The sequence below is a fragment of the Leptospira borgpetersenii serovar Javanica genome (genome assembly GCF_003046425.1).
GTDB lineage: Bacteria > Spirochaetota > Leptospiria > Leptospirales > Leptospiraceae > Leptospira > Leptospira borgpetersenii.
Genome location: NZ_QAJG01000003.1, coordinates 1 through 20,937, shown reverse-complemented (window position 1 = coordinate 20,937; position 20,937 = coordinate 1). Strand labels below are relative to the sequence as shown.

Annotated in this window: 22 protein-coding genes and 2 pseudogenes; 15 read left to right on the top strand and 9 right to left on the bottom strand. The window is 43.2% G+C overall.

The window, feature by feature from the left end; translation table 11 throughout:
- The first annotated feature begins 31 nt into the window (after positions 1–31).
- Positions 32–301, top strand: a complete 270-nt coding sequence (gene tnpA / locus CLV95_RS19705) for an IS66 family insertion sequence element accessory protein TnpA (RefSeq protein WP_002735592.1) — start codon at positions 32–34, stop codon at positions 299–301.
- Positions 302–1,071: 770 nt separating this feature from the next.
- Here tnpA and CLV95_RS02895 read toward each other — a convergent pair.
- Genes CLV95_RS02895 through CLV95_RS02880 form a run of 4 tightly spaced genes read right to left on the bottom strand, consistent with a single transcriptional unit; the run spans position 1,072 to position 3,126 of the window.
- Positions 1,072–1,497, bottom strand: a complete 426-nt coding sequence (locus tag CLV95_RS02895) for a DUF3995 domain-containing protein (protein WP_002735633.1) — start codon at positions 1,495–1,497, stop codon at positions 1,072–1,074.
- A gap of 8 nt (positions 1,498–1,505) precedes the next feature.
- Entirely contained in the window at positions 1,506–1,964 is a 459-nt protein-coding gene (locus tag CLV95_RS02890) for a MarR family winged helix-turn-helix transcriptional regulator (protein ID WP_002735570.1), read from the bottom strand.
- Between the two features lie 29 nt (positions 1,965–1,993).
- A complete protein-coding gene (locus CLV95_RS02885) occupies positions 1,994–2,458 on the bottom strand; it encodes a MaoC family dehydratase (RefSeq protein ID WP_016749473.1) in 465 nt (154 codons plus the stop codon).
- 11 nt (positions 2,459–2,469) lie between these two features.
- On the bottom strand, positions 2,470–3,126 hold the full coding sequence (locus CLV95_RS02880; RefSeq protein ID WP_002723767.1) for a hypothetical protein: 657 nt from the start codon (positions 3,124–3,126) through the stop codon (positions 2,470–2,472).
- 412 nt (positions 3,127–3,538) lie between these two features.
- Between CLV95_RS02880 and CLV95_RS02870 the strand changes: the two genes are divergently transcribed.
- From CLV95_RS02870 to CLV95_RS02815, 12 genes are read left to right on the top strand one after another with little or no spacing between them, the layout of a single operon-like run.
- Positions 3,539–3,916, top strand: coding sequence for an NADH-quinone oxidoreductase subunit A (locus tag CLV95_RS02870; RefSeq protein WP_010576989.1), 378 nt, complete (start codon positions 3,539–3,541; stop codon positions 3,914–3,916).
- Positions 3,907–4,467, top strand: coding sequence for an NADH-quinone oxidoreductase subunit B (locus CLV95_RS02865; protein ID WP_002630731.1), 561 nt, complete (start codon positions 3,907–3,909; stop codon positions 4,465–4,467). The genes CLV95_RS02870 and CLV95_RS02865 overlap by 10 nt, the downstream gene beginning before the upstream one ends.
- Complete coding sequence (locus tag CLV95_RS02860; RefSeq protein ID WP_002735512.1) at positions 4,464–4,997, top strand: NADH-quinone oxidoreductase subunit C; 534 nt, start codon at positions 4,464–4,466, stop codon at positions 4,995–4,997. Before CLV95_RS02865 ends, CLV95_RS02860 begins: the two co-directional genes overlap by 4 nt.
- Position 4,998: 1 nt before the next feature.
- A complete protein-coding gene (locus CLV95_RS02855) occupies positions 4,999–6,216 on the top strand; it encodes an NADH-quinone oxidoreductase subunit D (RefSeq protein WP_016749475.1) in 1,218 nt (405 codons plus the stop codon).
- Entirely contained in the window at positions 6,216–6,695 is a 480-nt protein-coding gene (gene nuoE, locus CLV95_RS02850; RefSeq protein ID WP_002723735.1) for an NADH-quinone oxidoreductase subunit NuoE, read from the top strand. Before CLV95_RS02855 ends, nuoE begins: the two co-directional genes overlap by 1 nt.
- 15 nt (positions 6,696–6,710) lie before the next feature.
- Positions 6,711–8,045 (top strand): NADH-quinone oxidoreductase subunit NuoF, encoded by a 1,335-nt coding sequence (gene nuoF / locus CLV95_RS02845; protein WP_002723765.1) that lies wholly within the window; start codon positions 6,711–6,713, stop codon positions 8,043–8,045.
- Entirely contained in the window at positions 8,042–9,082 is a 1,041-nt protein-coding gene (gene nuoH / locus CLV95_RS02840; RefSeq protein ID WP_002735619.1) for an NADH-quinone oxidoreductase subunit NuoH, read from the top strand. The genes nuoF and nuoH overlap by 4 nt, the downstream gene beginning before the upstream one ends.
- 21 nt (positions 9,083–9,103) lie before the next feature.
- A complete protein-coding gene (locus CLV95_RS02835; protein WP_016749476.1) occupies positions 9,104–9,778 on the top strand; it encodes an NADH-quinone oxidoreductase subunit J family protein in 675 nt (224 codons plus the stop codon).
- Positions 9,775–10,095, top strand: a complete 321-nt coding sequence (gene nuoK, locus CLV95_RS02830) for an NADH-quinone oxidoreductase subunit NuoK (protein WP_002723753.1) — start codon at positions 9,775–9,777, stop codon at positions 10,093–10,095. The genes CLV95_RS02835 and nuoK overlap by 4 nt, the downstream gene beginning before the upstream one ends.
- 11 nt (positions 10,096–10,106) lie before the next feature.
- Positions 10,107–12,053 carry an NADH-quinone oxidoreductase subunit L gene (gene nuoL / locus CLV95_RS02825; protein WP_002735576.1) on the top strand — a complete coding sequence of 649 codons (1,947 nt, stop codon included), beginning with the start codon at positions 10,107–10,109 and terminating at the stop codon, positions 12,051–12,053.
- A 1-nt stretch (position 12,054) separates the two neighbouring features.
- Complete coding sequence (locus CLV95_RS02820) at positions 12,055–13,752, top strand: NADH-quinone oxidoreductase subunit M (RefSeq protein WP_002723759.1); 1,698 nt, start codon at positions 12,055–12,057, stop codon at positions 13,750–13,752.
- Positions 13,749–15,227, top strand: coding sequence for an NADH-quinone oxidoreductase subunit N (locus CLV95_RS02815; RefSeq protein ID WP_002723731.1), 1,479 nt, complete (start codon positions 13,749–13,751; stop codon positions 15,225–15,227). The genes CLV95_RS02820 and CLV95_RS02815 overlap by 4 nt, the downstream gene beginning before the upstream one ends.
- A gap of 39 nt (positions 15,228–15,266) precedes the next feature.
- Here the strand turns inward: CLV95_RS02815 and CLV95_RS02810 are convergent.
- The 3 genes and pseudogenes from CLV95_RS02810 to CLV95_RS02795 all read right to left on the bottom strand — a co-directional run.
- Positions 15,267–15,650 (bottom strand): annotated as a pseudogene (locus tag CLV95_RS02810) (hypothetical protein); the annotation flags it as partial.
- 103 nt (positions 15,651–15,753) lie between these two features.
- Positions 15,754–16,197, bottom strand: a pseudogene (locus tag CLV95_RS19700) (hypothetical protein).
- 42 nt (positions 16,198–16,239) lie between these two features.
- Positions 16,240–16,569: a hypothetical protein gene (locus tag CLV95_RS02795; RefSeq protein ID WP_016749479.1), complete on the bottom strand. Its 330-nt coding sequence runs from the start codon at positions 16,567–16,569 to the stop codon at positions 16,240–16,242.
- Positions 16,570–16,783: 214 nt separating this feature from the next.
- On the opposite strand from CLV95_RS02795, the gene CLV95_RS02790 reads away from it, so the two are divergent.
- Positions 16,784–17,260: a hypothetical protein gene (locus CLV95_RS02790; protein WP_026053946.1), complete on the top strand. Its 477-nt coding sequence runs from the start codon at positions 16,784–16,786 to the stop codon at positions 17,258–17,260.
- Positions 17,261–17,523: 263 nt separating this feature from the next.
- On the opposite strand, the gene rsx is transcribed toward CLV95_RS02790, so the two are convergent.
- Both rsx and CLV95_RS02780 read right to left on the bottom strand, forming a co-directional pair.
- Positions 17,524–18,591: an LIMLP_03685 family anti-sigma factor gene (gene rsx / locus CLV95_RS02785; protein ID WP_002735642.1), complete on the bottom strand. Its 1,068-nt coding sequence runs from the start codon at positions 18,589–18,591 to the stop codon at positions 17,524–17,526.
- Between the two features lie 10 nt (positions 18,592–18,601).
- The gene (locus CLV95_RS02780) at positions 18,602–19,144 is read right to left on the bottom strand and encodes an RNA polymerase sigma factor (protein WP_002723749.1); all 543 of its coding nucleotides are present in this window, start codon (positions 19,142–19,144) and stop codon (positions 18,602–18,604) included.
- 63 nt (positions 19,145–19,207) lie between these two features.
- Between CLV95_RS02780 and CLV95_RS02775 the strand changes: the two genes are divergently transcribed.
- Positions 19,208–20,167: an LA_0442/LA_0875 N-terminal domain-containing protein gene (locus tag CLV95_RS02775; RefSeq protein ID WP_016561342.1), complete on the top strand. Its 960-nt coding sequence runs from the start codon at positions 19,208–19,210 to the stop codon at positions 20,165–20,167.
- Positions 20,168–20,937 lie beyond the last annotated feature (770 nt).

Here is a 20,937-nt window from a genome sequence, read left to right as displayed (position 1 = left end):
TAAATTAAAAGAATCAGATAAACTATCTTCGATGAAAAAAATGAAAATAAATTGGCATAAAGAATTAGAAAGATTTTCCAAGAGCGGATTATCGCGACCAGAATATTGCAGAAAATGGGGAATCAAAAATACGACGTTTCGATATCATTGGGAAAAGCGGAACAAGACATCGAAATCGGATTTTATGGAAATCTCCGCGATTGAAGAACAATCGAATGTGTTCTCAAGTTGCGGAATTTTTGACACTCAAGATGGCAGCTCCGGCAAGGTGGTTCATTTTAAAGTGAACCTGTGGAACTAAATTCGGGTAAAAGAAAAGAGTGTTTACGACACAGATTTGAGGAAATCGATCAACACGTTGTCTGTAATCGTAGAAGGAAAATAAAAAAATCCGTATTTATTCTGTAATAAAAGAGTGAATTCGATATAAGGTTCTGTCCCAAAACTGGGACAGAACCTTGCAGCTTGATCTTTCTGACAAAGTAGAAAACTAAAGCGCGGCTCCCCAAGGGTCCGTTCGGGGAACGAAAGCGTCTCACTTCTATTGACGCTCGACGGAATTTAGGGATGCGCTGTAAGAAAGCTTGGGCGAATCCAGCCTTTGCAAGCAAAGACTGGACCGCGCTGAAACTAAAGTGCTGCTGTCTAAATTCAGTGAAACGGCTTTTTAAGGGGCGCCGTTTCAGGTCGCAACATAATAATCGTTTTCACATTTGTTAACTCACTTAGTTATGGTAGACAATGACTACGTTCACGAAGCGTTATTCAAAAGTAAATCCTTCAATTGGATCAGACAAATTGTGATTTCCCTTTGCTACAGTGTACAATCAATGGACCTAAGATCATAATAGAATTAATTCATCACGGGCATGCTCAAGTGATGGGTGATTTTTGTAAGGTATCCTGTCACAATGCAAAAATATTCAAAATTTGGAATATTTAAAAAATGGATGCATCGATATCTTCGGTCTGTTTGGGGCAGCTTCTATTATATGGTCAAAATCTAATTTTCACTACAAGAAGCGATGTTTCCATTTAAGCCGTTTTAATACACGGTTTCTATTCTCCGATTTAGAGTGTGGAAACGAACAAAAGGACGGAAATTAGAAGACAAAGGGGGGAATAATATGCAGTGTCGTTTTTCGCGAATTTCGTACCTCGAATCTTTTTGAAAAAGCCGAGGAGTCGGAAATCTCCGATTGCTCTGAGTAAAAACACCGCGGATAAAAAATACGTTCCGTATTGAAAAACGTATCTGGAAATTCCGAACGAAACTTGTATTCTGAGACCGATCGGAAATAAGGCTGCTAATAATAAAAGGGTCCCTACTATCGCGGTGGCAAACCTTCCGGGTTGAAATGCCGGTTTACCTTGTATTTCCGGAATAACCCGATTATTGACTCCGATTTTTCCCTTTACCACCCAATAGAAATGAATTCCGGCAAGGACGAATAAAATTAAACTAGATGTCCAAGAAGCGATTTGAATGAAAAACATGGAACGATTTACTGAAGGAATTCTATCGCTGTGGCGGATTCGCGGTTTTGATTTTGATACAACTTCATTAGCAGACGAACCAATTCTTTTTTTTCATCTTCGGTAAAACCCCGATATAAATTATTCACAAGCGATCTGGAAATTCCGAGCAACACGGGACGTATAGAAGACGCCTTAGGAGTAAGTTCCAAATGAACGATTCTCTGATCTTCCGAATCTTTCGTTCTCGACACAAATCCTAACACTTCCAGCTTGTCGACAAGAGCGGTTAATGTGGATTTGTCTCGATTGATCATCTTGGCGATTTCCTGCATCTGCGCTTTTTTCTTTTTTACGAGCGCGAACAAGATATCCGCATGAGTGGTCGTTAACGGACTTAATCCCTTTTCTTTCAACTCTAGGTTTAGATGTTTGTGAAATTCGTCTCGAATTCTCGAGATCATGTAGATGATCAGTCTAGGACTCATATTTTACCTAATTTTAGAATTTTTTTCTATCAGGCAAATTGATATAGATAAATAACTTCTCCTACCGCGGCCGCTTTTGCAGATCCTTCGGTTTCAAAAGTTATTTTCAGAGTCATTCTCGCCGTACCTCTTAGGTCTTTCAGCTCTATCAACTCCGCTCTAATCCTCAATTTGCTTCCTACTTTTACCGGTTCTAAAAACCGAAGTTTTTCCATCCCATAATTAATTCCCATCTTAATATTCTTTAATTCTAATATTTGGGATAAAAGGTAAGGTGCCATGGATAAGGTAAGATAGCCGTGTGCAATCGTTCCTCCGAAAGGGGACTCTTTTTCCGCTCGATTCGGGTCCGTGTGAATCCACTGATGATCCAGGGTTGCGTCTGCGAATTTGTCGACCTGTTCCTGAGTTACTGTGTGATAATCGGAGACCCCGATTTCTTTTCCGGTATAGGCCTCTAGTTCGGCAAAGCTGGACAATACTACCTTAGTCATGTTTCTTTCTTTTACTCCGTTTTGTTTTTTAATTTTTCCGCAAGATGTTCAAAAATTTCGGATTCTAAAATGGACAAATCGATATTATCCTGAAGACCGCGTGCCTTTCCGGAATAGATTGCTTTCCAGACGATTTCTCCGCTATCGACATCGATCGCTTTCACTGTTACTTCTAAAATCGAATTCCCGGAAGCGGTTCCATAATCCGTTATTTCCGTAAATACGACTACATCGCCTTGGAGCTGTTTGGCGATCTGAATTCCTTTCTCCTCGTTGAAGGAATTATCCGTCTCAAACGCGGACCGAAACTGTTTTTCCGCGTTGTATTTTTCCTGGATCTTTCCTCCGTATTTGAGGATAGTCATTTCTAATTTTTCATAACTTCTGGACTCTAAAAATTTCTTTTGCTCGGAGTTCTCATTTTTTATCAACCAGTTGGATCGGATCCGAACCGGAAAAATTACGTGCCGTATTTTTTTTTCCGGCGTAAAACCTTTACGGACGAATACCGTTCCCAAGATGGAATTTTTCGAAGATGAACATTGAATGAATACGAAAAGGAATAGTACGTAAAAAAGACTTTTGGAAGAGGGCATTCGATTTCTCTTCCGGGAAAAATAAAATGAATTGTAAGTAATGGACAAATCGTTTTCCCTTCTTCGTTTCATTACTACCAGTTGTCAGATATATCATTTGTCCATTCGTTTTTTATCAAGCGGATTTGAGATTTTTGGCTTCGGGCTGAAATCCCAATTTAGGATATTTCGAATCTATCACAAAATTCGATTTCTATTACGAAAAGATACGAACTGTAAAATGAGAGGTGTTGTGCTTTCTAAAGTTCCTGCAATTGTTCTCTTGGAGATACTTAGTTTCTTTGGGAACCTGCTCTCGCTCATTTCGATTCTTAGAGGTTTTGTAATTTTTTATGGAGAATTTTTTCTTATAGAATCGAATCTTAAATCAGGTGGAAGTGCTCTCGGTTCTGGTGAACGAGATGCGGAAACACTCGATCAAAAAACGATCCGTTTGAATTTCAGGTTGACAGGTTATGTGCAAACAGGGACTCTAATTGGTGCTATGGATAGCGCTCCCGAGCACCTTGGCCCGTTATTGATTCAATTTTTATTCGGAGTCGGATTCTCCGCTCTGATTCTTACCCTTGCCATACTCATCGGTCCGAAAAAAAAATCGAAACCCCAAGACGCTTTCGAGTGCGGGGTGCAGTATTACGGAGACGCGAGAGGACTTTTTAACATCAAGTTTTATCTGGTCGCGGTTCTTTTCATCCTCTTCGACATTGAAGCGGTCTTTTTGTTTCCTTATGCGGTCAATCTGATCGGATTCAAAAACGCAGGACTCGGTTTTTTTCTCGTCTTCGAGATGTTTGTGTTTGTCCTGACCTTAGTTGTGGGTTTATACTATATCTGGAAGAAAGGAGCACTGGAATGGGATTGAGTGATTTGAGTAAGGCTCCGGGCCAAGTCTTGGGAGATATGCTCCAGCTCGGAAACATCGAATCCGTGATTCAATGGGGAAGGGGTAACTCCCTTTGGCCTTTTCCTTTCGCTACTGCTTGTTGCGGAATCGAGTATATGAGTACTGCCTGTTCCGATTACGACATTGCCCGTTTCGGGGCGGAGCGTCCTTCGTTTTCTCCGCGTCAGGCGGACATGATCCTAGTATTGGGAACGATCACATACAAGATGGCTCCCGTTCTTCGGCAGATTTATGATCAAATGGCAGAGCCCAAGTTCGTCATCAGCGTCGGGGCTTGTGCTTCCTCCGGGGGAATGTTCAACACCTACGGAGTTTTGCAGGGAGTGGACCGAATACTTCCGGTGGACATATATGTTCCCGGTTGTCCGCCGAGACCTGAGGCGATTTTAGACGCACTCGTTAAATTGCAGACTAAACTGAAAACCCAGGGGCTGGAAGCGAGACGTCAGGAAGTGATGCAGAAAATCCAGGAATTGAACGAAAGAAATAAACCCCTGGTCGTACGATGAAAGAAGAAATAGAACGTTTTCTTAAAGAAAAATTTCCGCATTTTTTGAACGTACAAGAACCGGTCATTTCCAACGTTCCGGTTTTTTATCTAAAGGCCGAAGGTATCGTTCCCGTATTGAGCGCTCTTAAGGGTCATCCGACACTGAATTATAATTTTCTAAACGATTTAACCGCAGTGGATTGGCTCGGAAAAAAGGAGCCCCGATTCGAAGTTAATTATCTGCTTCGTTCCGCAAATCAATCTTCAAGTAAAATCCGGATCAAAGTTCGCTTGGAAGACGGGGAAGCCATTCCAAGTGTGACTAACGTTTATAAAGGAGCCAACTGGCCGGAAAGGGAAATTTATGATCTTTTCGGAATATCCTTTATCGGTCATCCGAACCTGGATCGGATTTTGATGCCGGATAACTTTCAAGGACATCCCTTGCGGAAGGATTTTCCATTGGAAGGGTTCGGACAGGATTATCTGATCGAGGATCTGCTTCATATCCACGTAAACGAAGATATAACTAAAGAAGGAGGGAAGTAGTATGATGTACGAAAAAACGGCGGAACATTTCGAGCAGAAATATAAAAATCTTCCCGAAGGACATCTTCTCGTAAATTTAGGGCCTTCCCATCCGGCGACACACGGAATTTTGCAAAACGTGATCCAGATTGACGGGGAAAGAATCGTGGAAGCCGAGTCCGTAATCGGATACGTACACCGTTGTTTTGAAAAATTAGGGGAACGTTATACGTACAATCAATTTCTGGTCTGCACGGATCGGATGAACTACGTTTCCACTCCGCTGAACAATATAGGTTGGATTCTCGCGGTGGAAAAGATGATGCAGGTGGAAGTGCCTGATCGCGTAACGTATGTCAGAATGATCATTTCCGAACTTTCCCGGATCATGGATCATATCATCTGCACCGGAATTCTCGGAGTGGACTTGGGAGCGTTCTCCGGAATGTTGCACCTCTTTCATCATAGAGAAAACATCTATCAGATCATCGAAAAGCTCACCGGCGCAAGATTGACTACGACTTTCTGCAGAATCGGAGGACTCGAAAGAGACATCTATCCCGAGTTCGAAAAGGAAGTGAAACTCGTGTGCAAGGGATTAAAACCCGCGATCGAAGAGTTCAACAGCCTTCTTCTCAAAAATAAAATCTTTCTCGGACGCACCGAAGGCATCGGCGGAATTTCCGCGGAAAACGCAATCGCCTACGGATTCAGCGGACCGAATCTCCGCGCCGCGGGCGTGGATTGGGACGTCCGCAAAGACGAACCGTATATGCTGTACGACAAGGTGGACTTCGACGTTCCGATCGGAGAGGACGGAAGTGTTCTGCACCGCAGTCTTGTGAGAATGGAAGAGATGCGTCAGTCGATCCGGATTATCGAACAGCTCGTGGACGGAATTCCTTCCGGAGCTTGGCACGCGGATCTACCGCACGCCTATCTTCCCGAAAAGAACAAAGTCTACAACAACATGGAAGAATTGATCTATCACTTCAAGATCATCATGCACGGGGTCAAGGTTCCTCCGGGAGAACATTACATGGCGACCGAAGCGGCCAACGGAGAACTCGGATTCTACATCGTTTCCGAAGGGGAAAAATCTCCCTGGAGAGTTCACGTTAGACGTCCTTGTTTCTGGTATTATCAATCGTTTGCGGAGCTCGTGCGCGGAGGACTTCTCGCGGATTCGGTCGCGACCATGAGTTCTTTGAACGTGATCGCCGGGGAGTTGGACTGCTGATGAGTTACAAGTTTAGTGAAGCCTCCGAAAAAAGATTCCGGAAGATGTTGGAAGTATTTCCGGACAAACGTTCTCTCGTTCTGCCTTGTTTGTACATTCTCCAAAGGGAAAACGGTTTTGTGGATCAAGATGGAATGGCTTACATCGCCGAACGTCTGGGAGATCCGATCTCTCTCGCACAAGTCTATGGGGTCGCCACGTTTTACACTCTCTACAACAAAAAACCGGTGGGCAAATATCACATTCAGATTTGCGGAACTTCGAGTTGTTATCTATTGGGAAGCGACGAAATCGAAGAACATATCTGCAAACGTTTGGGAATTCGTACGGGACAGACGACCCCGGACGGTAAGTTTACCTTGGAAGAAGTGGAATGTCTGGGCGCTTGCGGTTACGCTCCGATGGTCCAGATAGGCGACGATTTTTACGAGCAACTAACTCCCGAAAAAGTGGACCGGATTCTAGATAACCTGAACTGACAAAAGGAAATCCTTATGGCAGAAATGAAACTTCTTACGAAATACATAGACAACCCTCAGTCCGCCAAACTCGAGTTTTACGAATCGGTACACGGTTACGAAGGTTTAAAAAAAGCGCTTTCGATGAAACCGGACGATATCATCGCAGAAGTCAAAAAGTCGGGTTTGCGAGGGAGAGGGGGCGCCGGTTTTCCTACCGGACTCAAGTGGTCCTTTATCCCGAAGGACGTTTCCAAACCGAAATATATCATCTGTAACGCAGACGAAGGTGAGCCCGGAACATTCAAAGATCGTAAACTGATTGAGAATCTTCCGCACCAAATCATAGAAGGAATGATTATCGGAGCGAAAGCCATCGGCTCGAACAAAGGATTCTTTTACATTCGGGGAGAATTTCAGAAAGGCGCTAGGACAATGCAGGCCGCGATCGACGAGGCGTATTCCAAAGGGTATCTCGGAAAGAATATTCTAGGCACCGATTTCGACTTCGATCTAATTCTCTACGAGGGTGCGGGCGCTTACATCTGCGGAGAAGAAACCGCACTCATCAATTCTCTCGAAGGCAGGAGGGGCCATCCAAGATTGAAGCCTCCCTTTCCGGCCGTCTCCGGCTTGTATCGTTCTCCGACGGTGGTCAATAACGTGGAAACGTTTTCCGCGATTCCTCATATTTTGGACAAGGGTGCGGATTGGTATTCCAAAATCGGAACCGAAAAATCCCCAGGGACGAGACTTTTCAGCGTATCGGGTCACGTAAAAAGGCCGGGTGTCTACGAAATCGAATTAGGAACTCCTTTATTAGAACTTGTGAATGATCTTTGTGGAGGAATCGTGGATGATAAACCTCTCAAGGCGATCATTCCGGGAGGGTCTTCCGTTCCGATTCTCACGGCGGAAGAATGTAAAACCGCGAACATGGACTTCGAATCCATGGCGGCTCATAAGACGATGCTCGGTTCGGGCGCGGTCATCGTGCTTGCGGAAGGCGCGGACATCGTGGAAACCACGTATCGTTTTGCGAGGTTTTATGCTCACGAATCCTGCGGTCAGTGTACACCTTGTAGAGAAGGTACACATTGGGTTCGGGATATTCTTTATAAAATCAGAGAAGGAGAAGGAACGACTCAAGATATTGATCTGATTCTTTCTTTATCCAGAAATATGGAAGGTGGAACTACGATTTGTCCGCTTTCTGACGCTTGTGTGGGAGCGGTTCGTCCTGCGATTCAGAAATTTCGTTCGGAATTTGACGCGAGATTGAAAGAAAAACCGGCGCCCGTACCCGATCATCCTCGAAGAAGAAAAGAGGATAGGATCGAGTCCGCAACAGGAGGAAGAGCTACTTCATGAACTGGAACGAAATTCTATTTTGGCTTTTGAAAAGCGGGCTTTTCTTTTTTATTCTGATTACCGCCTGCGCATATTATACGCTCGCAGAAAGAAAGGTGGCAGGTTTTATCCAGGATCGGAAAGGTCCGAACCGAGCTGGGATTTGGGGGCTTTTGCAACCTCTTGCGGATGGAATTAAATTCTTAACTAAGGAAGAAGTGTTCCCGACCCAAGTGAACAAGATCATGTATTTGATTGCTCCTGCGATTTCCATGACCTGTGCGATCATGGCCTGGTCTGTCGTCCCCTTGGGCGGTCGGATTCCTCTTCCACAATGGCTTCAAGATAGGACCGGCCTGGTATTTTTGGACTTGCAGATCGCTAACCCGGATACCGGAATTTTATTTTTGTTTGCGATTTCTTCCCTTGCGGTTTACGGAATTATCATCGCGGGTTGGGCAAGCAATAACAAATATTCGCTGTTAGGCGCCATCCGTTCCACGGCTCAGATGATCAGTTACGAACTTCCTCTTTCTATGAGTGTGGTTTCGATCGTGATCCTCACGGGTTCTTTGAAACTCACGGATATCAGCGCTTCTCAAGCCGGGCTTTGGAACATTTTTAAACTCCCGGGATTCATCGCGTTTTGTCTGTTCGTCGTCGCGATGTTTGCGGAAACGAACCGTCTGCCTTTCGACTTGGCGGAAGCGGAGTCGGAACTTGTGGTCGGGTTTCACACCGAATATGGAGCGTTTAAATTCGCATTATTTTTTATCGCGGAATATATGAACATGATCACGATGAGTTGTGTCGTGACACTTCTGTTTTTCGGAGGATACCAGGTTCCGTTCGGAATTTTAGAAGGACACGTATTGCAGTCTTTATTCGGGCTTTTTTTCTTTTTGGGAAAGGTTTTGTTCTTCACTTTTTTATTCGTGTGGGTGAGATGGACTCTTCCCCGTTTCCGCTACGATCAGCTCATGTCTCTCGGATGGAAAAAACTCATTCCTTGGGCGGTTTTGAATATTCTGATCGCGAGCCTCTATATACAATTTTAAGAATATATTAATATAAAAATTATGCCATTTGCAGATCAACCTCAGTTGCTTTTGTTCTTTCTGTTCGCTTCGGTGATGATACTCAGTTCTCTCGGGGTGATTTTTCATCCGAACGCGATCACTGCCGCGGTTTTGCTCGTTCTGAGTTTCTTTTCCCTCGCCGCGATTTATGCGGTGATGAACGCGGTTTTTATCGCCACGATGCAGTTGCTTGTTTACGCGGGGGCGATCATGGTGCTGGTCGTGTTCGTGTTGATGCTTTTGTCGCTTCGGGAAGACGATACGAAACTTTTCCTCTTCGAAAAACCTATTAAAAAACTCTTATATTTGGGACTCGTAATGTTTTTGGGCGTTCTTTTGATAATCGCTGTGCAGGACGGTATTCCTTCGGAAAATTCTCCAAAAATCGGATATACGAAAACTCGGGACGGCAGATCGGTGGATTATTCTTTTGCGATCCATCCCCGGTGGCCGGAGTATAAGGAATTTGAGGAGTATAAAAGTAAAGGATTATCGATCAGGCCTCCTTCACTGGTGGAAGTCAGCGGAAATACCGCCGTGGTCGGAAGCGCGATGTTCTTACGGTATCTTCTCCCTTTTGAACTCATCTCCATATTATTACTCGCGGCTGTGTTGGGTGTAGTTGTACTCGGAAAAAAGAATTTAGGAAAAGAAACGGAAGGAGGAAAGTTATGAGCCTCTGGATCTCCGGAATCCCGATCCACTACTATTTGATTCTTGCGATGATCATCTTTACGATCGGAGTTGCGGGAGTGATGGTAAGGAGAAGTGCGGTTCTGATTTTTATGTCGGTGGAGTTGATCTTGAATTCGGTGAACCTCGTATTCGTTACATTCTCGAAAGCTCTTTATCAAGTCGACGGAGAAGTTGTCGTATTTTTCGTGATGGCTATCGCCGCCGCGGAAGCCGCGATCGGACTTGCGATTGTGATCGCGATCCACCGAATCAAAAAGACGAGTTACGTGGACGAAATGAATCTGATGAAATGGTAGGAATAGGAAGAATGGAAATTGCAAATCTTATCCCTGCGTTAGTCGCCCTTCCTTTGATCGGATTTTTGATCTCCGGGCTTTTCGGCAAATGGCTGAAAGGATTTACAGGGATTTTTTCGACCGGAGTCGTGTTTTTGTCCTTTGGTTTGGCTCTTGTTTCCTTCGTTCTATTTCATCCAATGGAAAGGACGATCCCGGAAATCGTCACCGTACTTCCTTGGATTGAAACGGGGGGAATTCAGGTTTCTCTCGCCTATCAAGTAGATCAACTTTCGCTTTATATGACTTTGATCATCACCGGAATCGGATCCCTCATCCATCTTTACAGCATTGGATATATGAAGGATGATCCCGGTTTTGCTCGTTATTTCGCTTACTTGAATTTGTTCATCTTTGCGATGCTCAATCTGGTGCTTGCAGAAAATCTAATACTCCTATTTCTAGGATGGGAAGGGGTAGGACTTTGTTCGTATCTCTTGATCGGTTTTGATTACCACAAAGAAACGGCTGCCAACGCCGGAATGAAAGCCTTTATCGTAAACCGGATCGGAGATTTAGGAATGCTTTTGGGGATTGCGCTTGTGTTCTGGTATACGGGTTCCGTGTCCTTTACGGCGATCGGAGGGGCGATTCTGGAAATACCGCCTTTTCGTTATATAATACCAGTAACAGCGGTTTGTTTTTTTATCGGGGCGATCGGAAAGTCGGCGCAACTTCCGTTGCACGTTTGGCTTCCGGACGCGATGGCCGGGCCGACTCCCGTATCCGCATTGATCCATGCTGCGACGATGGTGACGGCGGGAATCTTTTTGATCGCAAGGCTCAATCCTATTTTTTTATCCGCGCCTCAAGTCGGACACTGGATCGTAGTCATAGGATCGATGACAGCTTTCTTTGCTGCGACGATCGGACTCTTTCAAAACGACATCAAGAAGGTCTTGGCTTATTCCACCGTGTCCCAACTCGGATATATGTTCGTTGCGATGGGAGCGGGCGCTTATGTCGCAGGGCTCTTTCACTTGATGACGCATGCGTTCTTTAAGGCGCTCCTCTTTTTGGGATCTGGCTCGGTGATCCACGCGCTTCATCACGAACAGGATCTGCGAAACATGGGTGGACTCAAAAATCAGATGAAAATCACCTGGTTGACGTTTCTCGTAGGATCGCTTGCGATATCGGGGATACCACCATTCAGCGGATTTTTTTCCAAAGATCTCATATTAGAAAAAAGTTATACTTATGGAGCGCTCTTTTACGGGCTCGGAATTATAACTGCCCTTCTGACCGCATTTTACATGTTTCGAATGACCTATCTCGCGTTTTACGGAGAATCCCGTGTGTCTTCCGATAAGGCGTCGCATCTGCATGAATCACCTCTTGTAATGACGATTCCCCTCGTAATTTTATCCATCGGAGCGACGGTCACCGGATTTTTGGAAGTGCCTCATTTTTTGTTCGGAGGGGTGCACATACTTACAAATTATTTCAGTCCGGTTTTCATCCGAGGAATCGAAATTTCGGAACAAATCATAAAACAACCGTTAGACGTTCACGAAGTCGGGATAACAACTGTGATTGAGTTTAGTTTAGTAGCCGTATCGATTGCCGTCGCGATTTCCGGAATTTTTATCGCGAGGACGCTCTTTTTAACCGGAAAAAATGTTCCTGACGACGAGGGATCACACACGGGTGTGAAACGAATTCTTTCTCGGAAATACTACATCGACGAGTTTTACAGAAACTTTATTGTGGATCCGATTCTACTACTCGGGAAATTTTTAGCGGGATACGTGGAAAGAAATTTCTTGGATCTGATACTTCGAGGGACGGGAAGGTTCGCGGTCGCGATCTCGCTGGTTTTAAGACGGGTTCAAACCGGAATTGTAGTCGACTACGCGATTTTGATCGTGCTTGGAACGGTAGTAATACTTTCCTTTTTTCTAATGAGGGGGTTGTAACTTGGATTTCCCGCCGTATATACTCAGTATCTTTTTATTTTTACCTCTGATCGGAGTGCCGTTTTTGTTTTTGTCCAATAAGGTTTATTGGCTCCGATTCATCGCGGGATCGTTTACTCTCGTTCCGTTTCTGATCATCGTCGGATTGTATTTCCAATACGATTCTTCCAACTCGGCTCTTCAGTTCGTGGATCGTATCTGGGGAATCGTAGTGTCCGGAAATCTGAGAGTGGATTATCATATCGGACTCGACGGATTTAGTCTTCTTCTCTGCGGGATGTCTTCTTTATTGTTCTTTCTTTCCACTCTTGCGACTTGGACGAGTATCACGACCAGAATCCGTGAATTTTACATTTATCTAATGATTGTGGAAATGAGTGTTCACGGAGTATTTTTATCCGGAAATCTTGTGTTGTTCTATATCTTCTGGGAAGCGATGGTTTCTCCCATGGTGCTCATGGTCGGGATTTGGGGAGAGGATCAACGAGTCAAAGCGGCGATCAAGTATCTGATTTTTTCGTTTACCGGATCGGTGTTGATGCTTGCAGGAATTCTAATACTCTATTTTAAAACCGGGACAATCGTTATTGAAGAATTGTCGACGGGACTTTTACCCGAAATTCCGAAAAACATCCGTTTATTTATATTTTTTGCATTTGTGTTGGCGTTTGCAATTAAGGTGCCCTTATTTCCGCTTCATACCTGGATGCCGGACGTTCACTCGCAGGCGCCTACGGTGGGTTCCGTAGATCTTTCCGGAATTTTATTGAAAATCGGGCTCTACGGTTTTGTACGATTGGCGATCCCTTTATTTCCGGAGGAGATGTTGGAATATAGGGAACTCCTCGGAGGACTTTGTATCGCGGGAATCATCTACGGCGCCGTGATTGCGATGGCTCAGGAAAACTCGAAACGAGTCGTTGCATTTTCTTCTCTTTCACACATGAGTTTTTGTATGCTTGGAATATTGAGTTTTACGGAAGAGGGAATGGCGGGCGGAATGCTACAGATGTTGAACCACGGGTTTACCGCGGGGATGCTCTTTTTTATGTTAGGAATGTTGCATGAAAGAATCGGCAACAACGACATTGCCAAAGCCGGAGGATTGTCTAAATTGCTTCCGGTATTTTCGGTTTTTTTTGCGATTGCGATTTTTTCCTCCTTGGGAGTTCCCGGAACCAACAGTTTTATCGGGGAATTTCTGATCATCCTCGGAAGTATCAAAGCAAACGTGGTATATGGAGCGTTAGCCGCAACCGGCGTCGTATTCGCGGCCGGTTATCTTTTGTTGTTCGCAAAAAGAATGATTTTTGGAGAACCTTCCAAAAATCTGATCGAGCACCACGACCTCAGTTTGAAAGAGTGGATCATCCTCATCCCTACGGTTGCGATGATTTTTTGGATCGGAATTTATCCGAAACCTTTTCTAAAAGTGTTGGAGCCGTCCGTCAAAGTCGCATTAAATTCCGCGTCCGCGAAAACGATTCAAGATCGTACTGCGAGCTCATTTAAAGAAACGGATCTGAACGGAAAAACCGTGGATAACGCAAGAAAGTATATCTCTTATCGATCGCTCGGCGAAGAACCCGGTCGTTACGAAGAGCGTCTCAAAGGATTTCAAAGTAAATATGCTTTACCTGGGTCGATCCGAAAAGGAAAAGAAACCACTCCCGAGGGAGACGAGGAGGCTCTGAAATGAATTTTATCCCGGATGGTTTCGATTTATTTTCTATTCTGCCTGCATTGATTTTGGCAACAGGAGGAGTTTTTCTGATTTGTCTTTCCGTACTTTTTAAAACGAAGGAATTTCTAATCGTACGATACGCGTCCGGACTGGTTCTCCTCGTCGCGTTCGGGAGCGTGTTTTACGTCGCCAAGTTTCAATATCCTGGAAACGGAGGAACCTATTTCGGTGGTCAGATCGAAAACTCCGTATTGTCTTTTTGGTTAAATCTAATTTATCTTTCGATGGCCATCGGAACCGCGGCAGTAGCTCCTAGAATATTAAAAAATCATAAAATAGAATTTCCGGAGTTCTATCCTTTGTTATTGTTTGCGACCTGCGGAATGATGCTGATGACGTCAGGACAGGACTTTATTCTCGTATTCGTCGCACTCGAACTGATGAGCATTTGCTTATACATTCTGATCGGAATGGCGAGAAGCGATTTGTTTTCCTTGGAAGCGACTTTGAAGTATTTTCTCTTGGGGAGCTTTTCCTCCGGGTTTATGCTGATGGGAATCGCATTTCTATTTGGCGGAAGCGGGTCGACCAACATAACGGCGGCGTTAAAGCCATTGGTGATCGCGGGGTATCAAGGAAACTTTACAAAGATCGGGCTCGTTTTGTTCATCACGGGAGTCGCGTTTAAGATCGCGCTTTTTCCGTATCACGCTTGGACTCCGGACGCGTACGAAGGAGCGCTGACGCCCGTAACGGGTTATATGTCCACCGCCGCAAAGGCCGCGTCGATCGGACTTCTTCTCGTGCTTTATACAAAACTTCCTCTGCCTCTCCAAGACAGTACTTGGGCGTGGTTGCCCGGAATTCTTGCATTGTTATCGATGGTATATGGAAACTTACTCGCATTAAAACAGGAAAATTTAAAACGAATGCTTGCATATTCTTCGATTGCACACGCGGGTTACATTGTCGCCGGGATTTCTGCTGGAATCAAAGAAGAAGTGTTATTCTATCTTATCGTATATTCTTTTATGAGTTTGGGAGCGTTTGCTATTTTGGCGTATTTGGAGGATGGAACGAGACAAGTAACGTTCTTTTCCGTTCAGTCCTTGTCCGGGGTAAAACCTTTTACGGCGATCGCAATCAACATTTTCTTTATGTCCTTGGCGGGAGTTCCACCTTTTGGGGGATTCTGGGCGAAGTTGTTTCTCTTTCAAAAGGTCGCCGAGTCGGAACATTTAATGAATCGAATCCTACTGATAGGAGGTGTGACGAATTCGGCCCTTGCCCTTTATTATTATCTCCGGATTGGGATCGCCACTTTTATGAGTAGTGACGAGGGAGAAATCTCCCGCAATCACGCGGCTCCTCATAGTATCGGAGTGACTATAGTTGTAATGATTTGTCTTTTTGTGGTCGTGTTCGGTTGGTTCTTATTGGTTCCGGGTAACCTGCTCGCGATCGGTGTTTTACGGAATTTAAATTACTGATTCGTTTTAGAAAGCGAGGCGCCTCCTTCTGATTTACATTGGAAGGAACGGAATTTGCTTATCAACCATGAGTTCTACGAGAGGAGGTCTTTGGTATGAATCAGTGTTCTTAATTTTCGAAGATCGAATCATTTCTACCGGACCGGAATTTAGGTTTTCAAAAATTTCGTTTAATTTTTGAAATACGGTTTCCTTCACAATGAATCGACCTCCGGATGGCCAGGTAAAATCTCCTATTACTTTGTTTTCCCCTCCCCAATTTTCCCATTCGATGATCAGTGGAGAGGGTCTTTCCTCATACTTATTTCCGATTCCATATTTACTACACGCAGACTTATCGATGAGTTTGGCAGGACTTCGAAGCCAGCATTCCGCGTAAATTGTAGGGATAGGTTCCAACACTCTCCAAACGGTTGATTTCATTTTTGAAACGAGCCATTCTTTTTATTTTCGATTCCTTCCGAAGCACGAATCGTTTTTATCCAGAGTTGGTTTGAAAGAAAAAGTGCAAATATGAATATTTCCCTTAAAATTGAATGTCGTAAAGAAACATATGCTCTGTTTTAGGATTTTCGTAATAAACGGAACCTTGGTTCTCGCTATGGGAAATTAGAACTTTATAATATTTTGGAGGCCTAAACCAGATAGGAGCGTCTCGAGGCAGAGTTCCGTCCGGCTTAACTTCGATCAAATGATTCAGTCGTATGAATTCCTGTCTCCAAGGGGGAGGGGCCTTCAGTTCTAAAAACAAAATGTGTTCGTGGCGCCAATGTGCGGATTCTCAATACTTACCGTGGACGAGTTTCAAATCGTTCGGGACCGTTTGATCTCCCGACCAATAGAGGTAGGCGGAAGCGGGATCTTCCGTATTTTTTTCCTCACGTCCGTAAACGAACAGTTTCAGAACGATCAGTAAAAGTACGACCCAGGATTTGATTTTTTGAATCCAAGATTCGACTTTTGCTTTCATGGGAATTTTATTTTTTTCTAAGACGAAACGCCGAATTTTCGATCACATTTTGTGATTGAGAAAGTAAAGCCAGAGGATAGGAATATACAAGAAATATAATACTATGTCGGGCCATCCTTTTTCCCCAAGGATATGAAATATGACTGCCCCGAAAATAAAGCCAAGCGGCCATAATATACCCACCAAGATAGTTGTCGGCCAAACCCAATCTCCGGATAAGGAATCCGGATGCGGAAATAAGGATTTCGAGATAGGAAAAACCAAATAGTAAAGCCCAAATCCCATTGTCCCTATGCTGAAAAATCCTAGAAATGATAGAATGATACAGATGATAACGCTGAATTTTGCGTTCGGAGTTAAGGAGTGCTCCATATGACCTGATTATCCGATTGGTTGATTTGGGAAAGATAATTTTATCAATCAAAACAAAAGGATGGAAATAGGAAAACCAACGAGGATTATAAAGCGACGCAGATAATAAGGCGTCTAAATTTTAAGAGGTTGTCAGTCACAACCGTTTTAAAGAGTCTGTGATTTCGTCGGATGTTTAAAGAATCTAGCTATACATTCAAACTTGGGGGAAAACGTGAACATAGAAATCGGAAAAGGATTGAACGGTCTTTATTTCGGAATGTCCAAGGACGAAGTAAAATCGAAACTTGGGGAACCGGACGAGATTTACGAGTACGATTATGAAGGTTTTCTCTCGACCGGATATGAATATTTTTCGGAAGAAGCCGAATATGAGTTCGATAAGGAGGAGGGGGATCGATTGTATTCGATCACGATTTCGAATCCTTCGATTCTACTTTTTGGAAAACCGATTATTGGAGAATCCATTGAAACGATTCGTGATCTTTTGAGTGAAAACGGGGTCGACGATTTTGAAGAAGACGACGGAGAACACGATCACGAAGGTCATAACCATGACGGCGCAGTACGCGGTGTTACCGCTTTCTCCGATAAACTCAACTCGGTTTTTCAATTTGAAGAGAATGAATTGGTCTTTTTTGGATTCAGTCCTCTCTTTAAAGACGATACGATTGATTGGCCTAAATATTAGAAGCCTGCTCTCCATCTCATCATGAATTTAAGAGCCGGTCTCAAAACCTGAAGAAAAATATCTCTAGACGATCCGGCAAGTTTTTAAAAAACGTGAGAGTTTCCACAGAAACCGTCGCATTGGCGGTTTTCTCTCGTTGTTTAAAATTGTAATAGCTCCTACATTCTTAAGGTTTTGAGACCGGCTCTAAGTTGCGACCCATAGGGAGGCAACTTGCTGAGTTGTTGCGACCCATAGGGAGAGTGTCAGATGTGATATCCGCGTTACGGATGTACTAGTTCCAATTCTATTATATTCTCTTTTTCAATTTCTATCCTATTTCCTTCTTTATCCACAAGAAGGTAAAAGCGATCGGTTTCTTCGATCGTTCCGGAATAAACTTTTTTATTTTTGAGAGTGATTCGATAGATCGGGACCGATGCGTGGGAATTCTCCGAAGCATCGGATGTAATTAAGGGATTCGTTGATTCATTATGATGGATAAAATTTTCGTTTAAGATTTTTTGAGAATCTTCGGAAAGGGCTTGGTATTTCGTAAATTCATCTGAGTTCGTTTTGACGATTTCGATTTCTTGCGGAGCGGCGGATTGCGAGGTTTCGTTTTTAAGAACGGAATATCCGGTTAGAACGTCCACTTTCGGTTTTGTGGAATCGGACGGCTCGACTCGTATTACACCCTCTAATACTATGATCTGGTATTTTTTATAATGCGGATCCGCTATGAGAACGAGCGTTGTTCCTAATAGCTCGGAAGATATGGTTTCGACTTTTAATCGAACTTTCAGGGATGTTTTTTTTTTGATGGTAGTAAACAAAACCGTTCCCGAACTCAAATTGAGATTAACCTCATCTCCTGTTTTAGAAGCGGAAAATACCGAGTCGGGTAAAATTCTCAGAGTAAGTCCTAATTCTCCTTCGATCCTATAATCGCAGTAGGAATTTTTACCGGATCGTAGGATGATTTTTTCTCTATTTATCGTAACGTTGCATTGGCCTGTCGTCACCGATTTCATAATTTCGAATTCATTTTTGTCCGAAGTAAAAAATCTAAAATAAAATGCCAAAGCCGAAAGCAGTAAGATACAAGCGGCTGCTAAGAATAAATTTCTAGAATAAAGGATATTTCTTTTTTTTTCGTCGGATCGGAATGGATCCGCATCATTCCTAGTCGCATTTAAGGATCCGATTTGAATTTTTAATTTCATCAATTCGAAAAATTCTTTTTTGGATTTTGGATCGGATAAAAATTGGATGAGTTCCGATCGTGTCATTTCGTTCGCAATGGCTCGTTGCATATTTGACCTTCGATTTGGTTCGCTATTAGGTTCCATCTTTTATCTCCTATATACTCTCAAAGTCGAAATTCGAGTTTTGCAATTTCTTACGTAAGAAAATCAGCGACACGTATGTTTTCCGATTTACCGTTCTTGCGGATATCCCTAACTTTTCGGCGGTTTCTTTGATCGTATAATTTCTTAAAAAACGCAGAATGATTATATTCTTTTCCAAATGAGGTAAATTTTCCAGACTTGCGTTTAAAAGATCCAACTGATGTTTATCTTCCTCGTATTCTATTTCCTTTTTCGAAATGAATTCTAAAACCTTATGTGAATTTTCCACTTCTCTCTTTTCGGATGTGTCTTTCTTCCGAATCAAATCCAAGAATTGGTTTTTGGCGATCGTAAACATCCAAGAAGTTTCGTTGCCCTTGGAAGGATCGAACTTATCCCAGTTGTTCAGGACTTTGATAAAAGTTTCCTGACAGGTTTCTTCGGCTTCTTCTTTGGAAGCGCCTTTACTAAGAAGAAATCGATAGATTTTTTCATAATTTCTCGAATATAAACCGTCAAAATCAAAAATTTGACTTTCGGAATTTTGGCTCATCTGTAATTAAATAACGGACTGACTTGTAAAAAAGTGTCACACTAAAAGCAAAAAAAAAATCGAATGCTGTCATCGAATCAAAAATTTTTAGCATTTAACTTTAAACTTCATTTTTCCATTACGAGAATTCGCAAAATTACGGATCGTTCCGCGAAAATGTTTCCTCCTAAACTCGATGGAATGTTGTTATACGTTTTATTTTTCGTATCAATTTGTTTTTTTACGAATCTCGACGCAAAATCGATTTTACTCAAAAATGGGAGAAAAATCGTGAACGTGGAAATTAAAACTGTTCCCAACGGTTTTGAAATCACCCATAAAAACGGTAAAGTGGAGAGAATTTCCCTCGCGGAAGTCCAGAAAGTTTTTATTTCTAATTTTCCGCCGAATCAAACTAAAAAACCGGAGGTAAGTAAAACGCCGCTCAATATAGAAGCGAATCAAGAACAAATCGCTCCTTTGCGTCAAACTGAAAAACCTGAAACGGCCCAAACGGTTCCCAAATTAGAGGCAAATCTAGACGAAAGAGTTCCCTCGGCCAAAAAATCGGGAATTAAAATTTTCGCTGAAGGCCTAATTCCCGGATGGTCCAGATTACTCCGAAACGATTCTTATTCTTTAAAGGGTTTGGGTTTTCTTTTGATACTCGCGGAGCTTTATCTTGCCGAAAGAAGTTACCTATATTTGAGTCCCGTAAAGTCAGCTTTGAAAACGGGTAGCCCACCTACACCGTTCGAGCTGATTGCCATCGCGTCGAACGATCGAAACCTGATAAATATTGCCGCCCCGTACAGTATCGTTTCGAATTCTTCGAAAGTCGTTCTTATGGACGGCCAATTGATGGAAAAAAGTCGTTACGCTTATGAAAAACAAGCGTATGTTTCCGCTTTTGTTTTCGTTTTAATTTTGGACGCTTTTTTAGGATATACGTTTGAAAATTGGAAAGTTATACCTAGTGTGAACGTTTCTTTTCGGGATCAGGAAATTAAAGAAATTTCGGGTGGATTGATTTTTCATTTTTAGAATCGGTCCAGAATCTCAAGTTCCGTTGTTTCTTTTTGAACTTTTGTTCTAGGAGTCGGATATCAGGGTTTATTCGCTATTTTCTAGAAAATAATCATTTGAATTTCCGTGTTTCAGAAGAATCGTTTTGTCTGTTTCGGGATCTTTTTAGGGTCACTTTTTTCTCAAATAACGTGGGTTCGGCATTAACAAATGTGAAAACGGTCATTATGCTGCGATCCTTAGTGAGCAGCGTTTGGTTTGAAAAACTTAGCCAAAACGTTTTTTATGAAAGCGTTTCAATTATAAAATTTGCGAGCGATTCTCCCAAATTTCTTACAGCGCGCCCAAAACCCGCGGAGCGACCCGTCGGGAGCGAAGGCGCTTTCGTTTCCTTTGCGATCGACAGAACACCTCATAAGTTGAGTTGAAATAGTAAGGATCAAAAAGGCATATTTTTTCAAGTGTTCCGACAAGAACGAGGTTTTCTACTTGCAAAAAGTATGATTTTCTGATAGGAAAAAATCTCCCGAGTCTTCCCACCGCCTCCCCCTCCACCCAAAACGCGGGTGGGGCCGAGTCTGTTTCACGGAGGATTGTCGGAAGAGATCCAAGTAATTGTGGGGATAGAGAGCATTATATCTCAAGTTCAGAGAGCGATCAAATCCATCGAGCGACCCGTCGGGAGCCATAACCTTACCCACAAATTAAGAAGGCTTTTGGGATCATAAGGATCAAAAACTGATATTTTTCAAGTGTTCCGACAAGAATGAGGCTTTTTACTTGCAAGA

Coding starts and splice junctions, on each gene's coding strand:
- tnpA (WP_002735592.1), top strand. CDS start 32: ATGAAAAAAATGAAAATAAATTGGCATAAAGAATTAGAAAGATTTTCC.
- CLV95_RS02895 (WP_002735633.1), bottom strand. CDS start 1,497: ATGTTTTTCATTCAAATCGCTTCTTGGACATCTAGTTTAATTTTATTC.
- CLV95_RS02890 (WP_002735570.1), bottom strand. CDS start 1,964: ATGAGTCCTAGACTGATCATCTACATGATCTCGAGAATTCGAGACGAA.
- CLV95_RS02885 (WP_016749473.1), bottom strand. CDS start 2,458: ATGACTAAGGTAGTATTGTCCAGCTTTGCCGAACTAGAGGCCTATACC.
- CLV95_RS02880 (WP_002723767.1), bottom strand. CDS start 3,126: ATGAAACGAAGAAGGGAAAACGATTTGTCCATTACTTACAATTCATTT.
- CLV95_RS02870 (WP_010576989.1), top strand. CDS start 3,539: ATGGATAGCGCTCCCGAGCACCTTGGCCCGTTATTGATTCAATTTTTA.
- CLV95_RS02865 (WP_002630731.1), top strand. CDS start 3,907: ATGGGATTGAGTGATTTGAGTAAGGCTCCGGGCCAAGTCTTGGGAGAT.
- CLV95_RS02860 (WP_002735512.1), top strand. CDS start 4,464: ATGAAAGAAGAAATAGAACGTTTTCTTAAAGAAAAATTTCCGCATTTT.
- CLV95_RS02855 (WP_016749475.1), top strand. CDS start 4,999: ATGATGTACGAAAAAACGGCGGAACATTTCGAGCAGAAATATAAAAAT.
- nuoE (WP_002723735.1), top strand. CDS start 6,216: ATGAGTTACAAGTTTAGTGAAGCCTCCGAAAAAAGATTCCGGAAGATG.
- nuoF (WP_002723765.1), top strand. CDS start 6,711: ATGGCAGAAATGAAACTTCTTACGAAATACATAGACAACCCTCAGTCC.
- nuoH (WP_002735619.1), top strand. CDS start 8,042: ATGAACTGGAACGAAATTCTATTTTGGCTTTTGAAAAGCGGGCTTTTC.
- CLV95_RS02835 (WP_016749476.1), top strand. CDS start 9,104: ATGCCATTTGCAGATCAACCTCAGTTGCTTTTGTTCTTTCTGTTCGCT.
- nuoK (WP_002723753.1), top strand. CDS start 9,775: ATGAGCCTCTGGATCTCCGGAATCCCGATCCACTACTATTTGATTCTT.
- nuoL (WP_002735576.1), top strand. CDS start 10,107: ATGGAAATTGCAAATCTTATCCCTGCGTTAGTCGCCCTTCCTTTGATC.
- CLV95_RS02815 (WP_002723731.1), top strand. CDS start 13,749: ATGAATTTTATCCCGGATGGTTTCGATTTATTTTCTATTCTGCCTGCA.
- CLV95_RS02795 (WP_016749479.1), bottom strand. CDS start 16,569: ATGGAGCACTCCTTAACTCCGAACGCAAAATTCAGCGTTATCATCTGT.
- rsx (WP_002735642.1), bottom strand. CDS start 18,591: ATGGAACCTAATAGCGAACCAAATCGAAGGTCAAATATGCAACGAGCC.
- CLV95_RS02780 (WP_002723749.1), bottom strand. CDS start 19,144: ATGAGCCAAAATTCCGAAAGTCAAATTTTTGATTTTGACGGTTTATAT.
- CLV95_RS02775 (WP_016561342.1), top strand. CDS start 19,208: ATGCTGTCATCGAATCAAAAATTTTTAGCATTTAACTTTAAACTTCAT.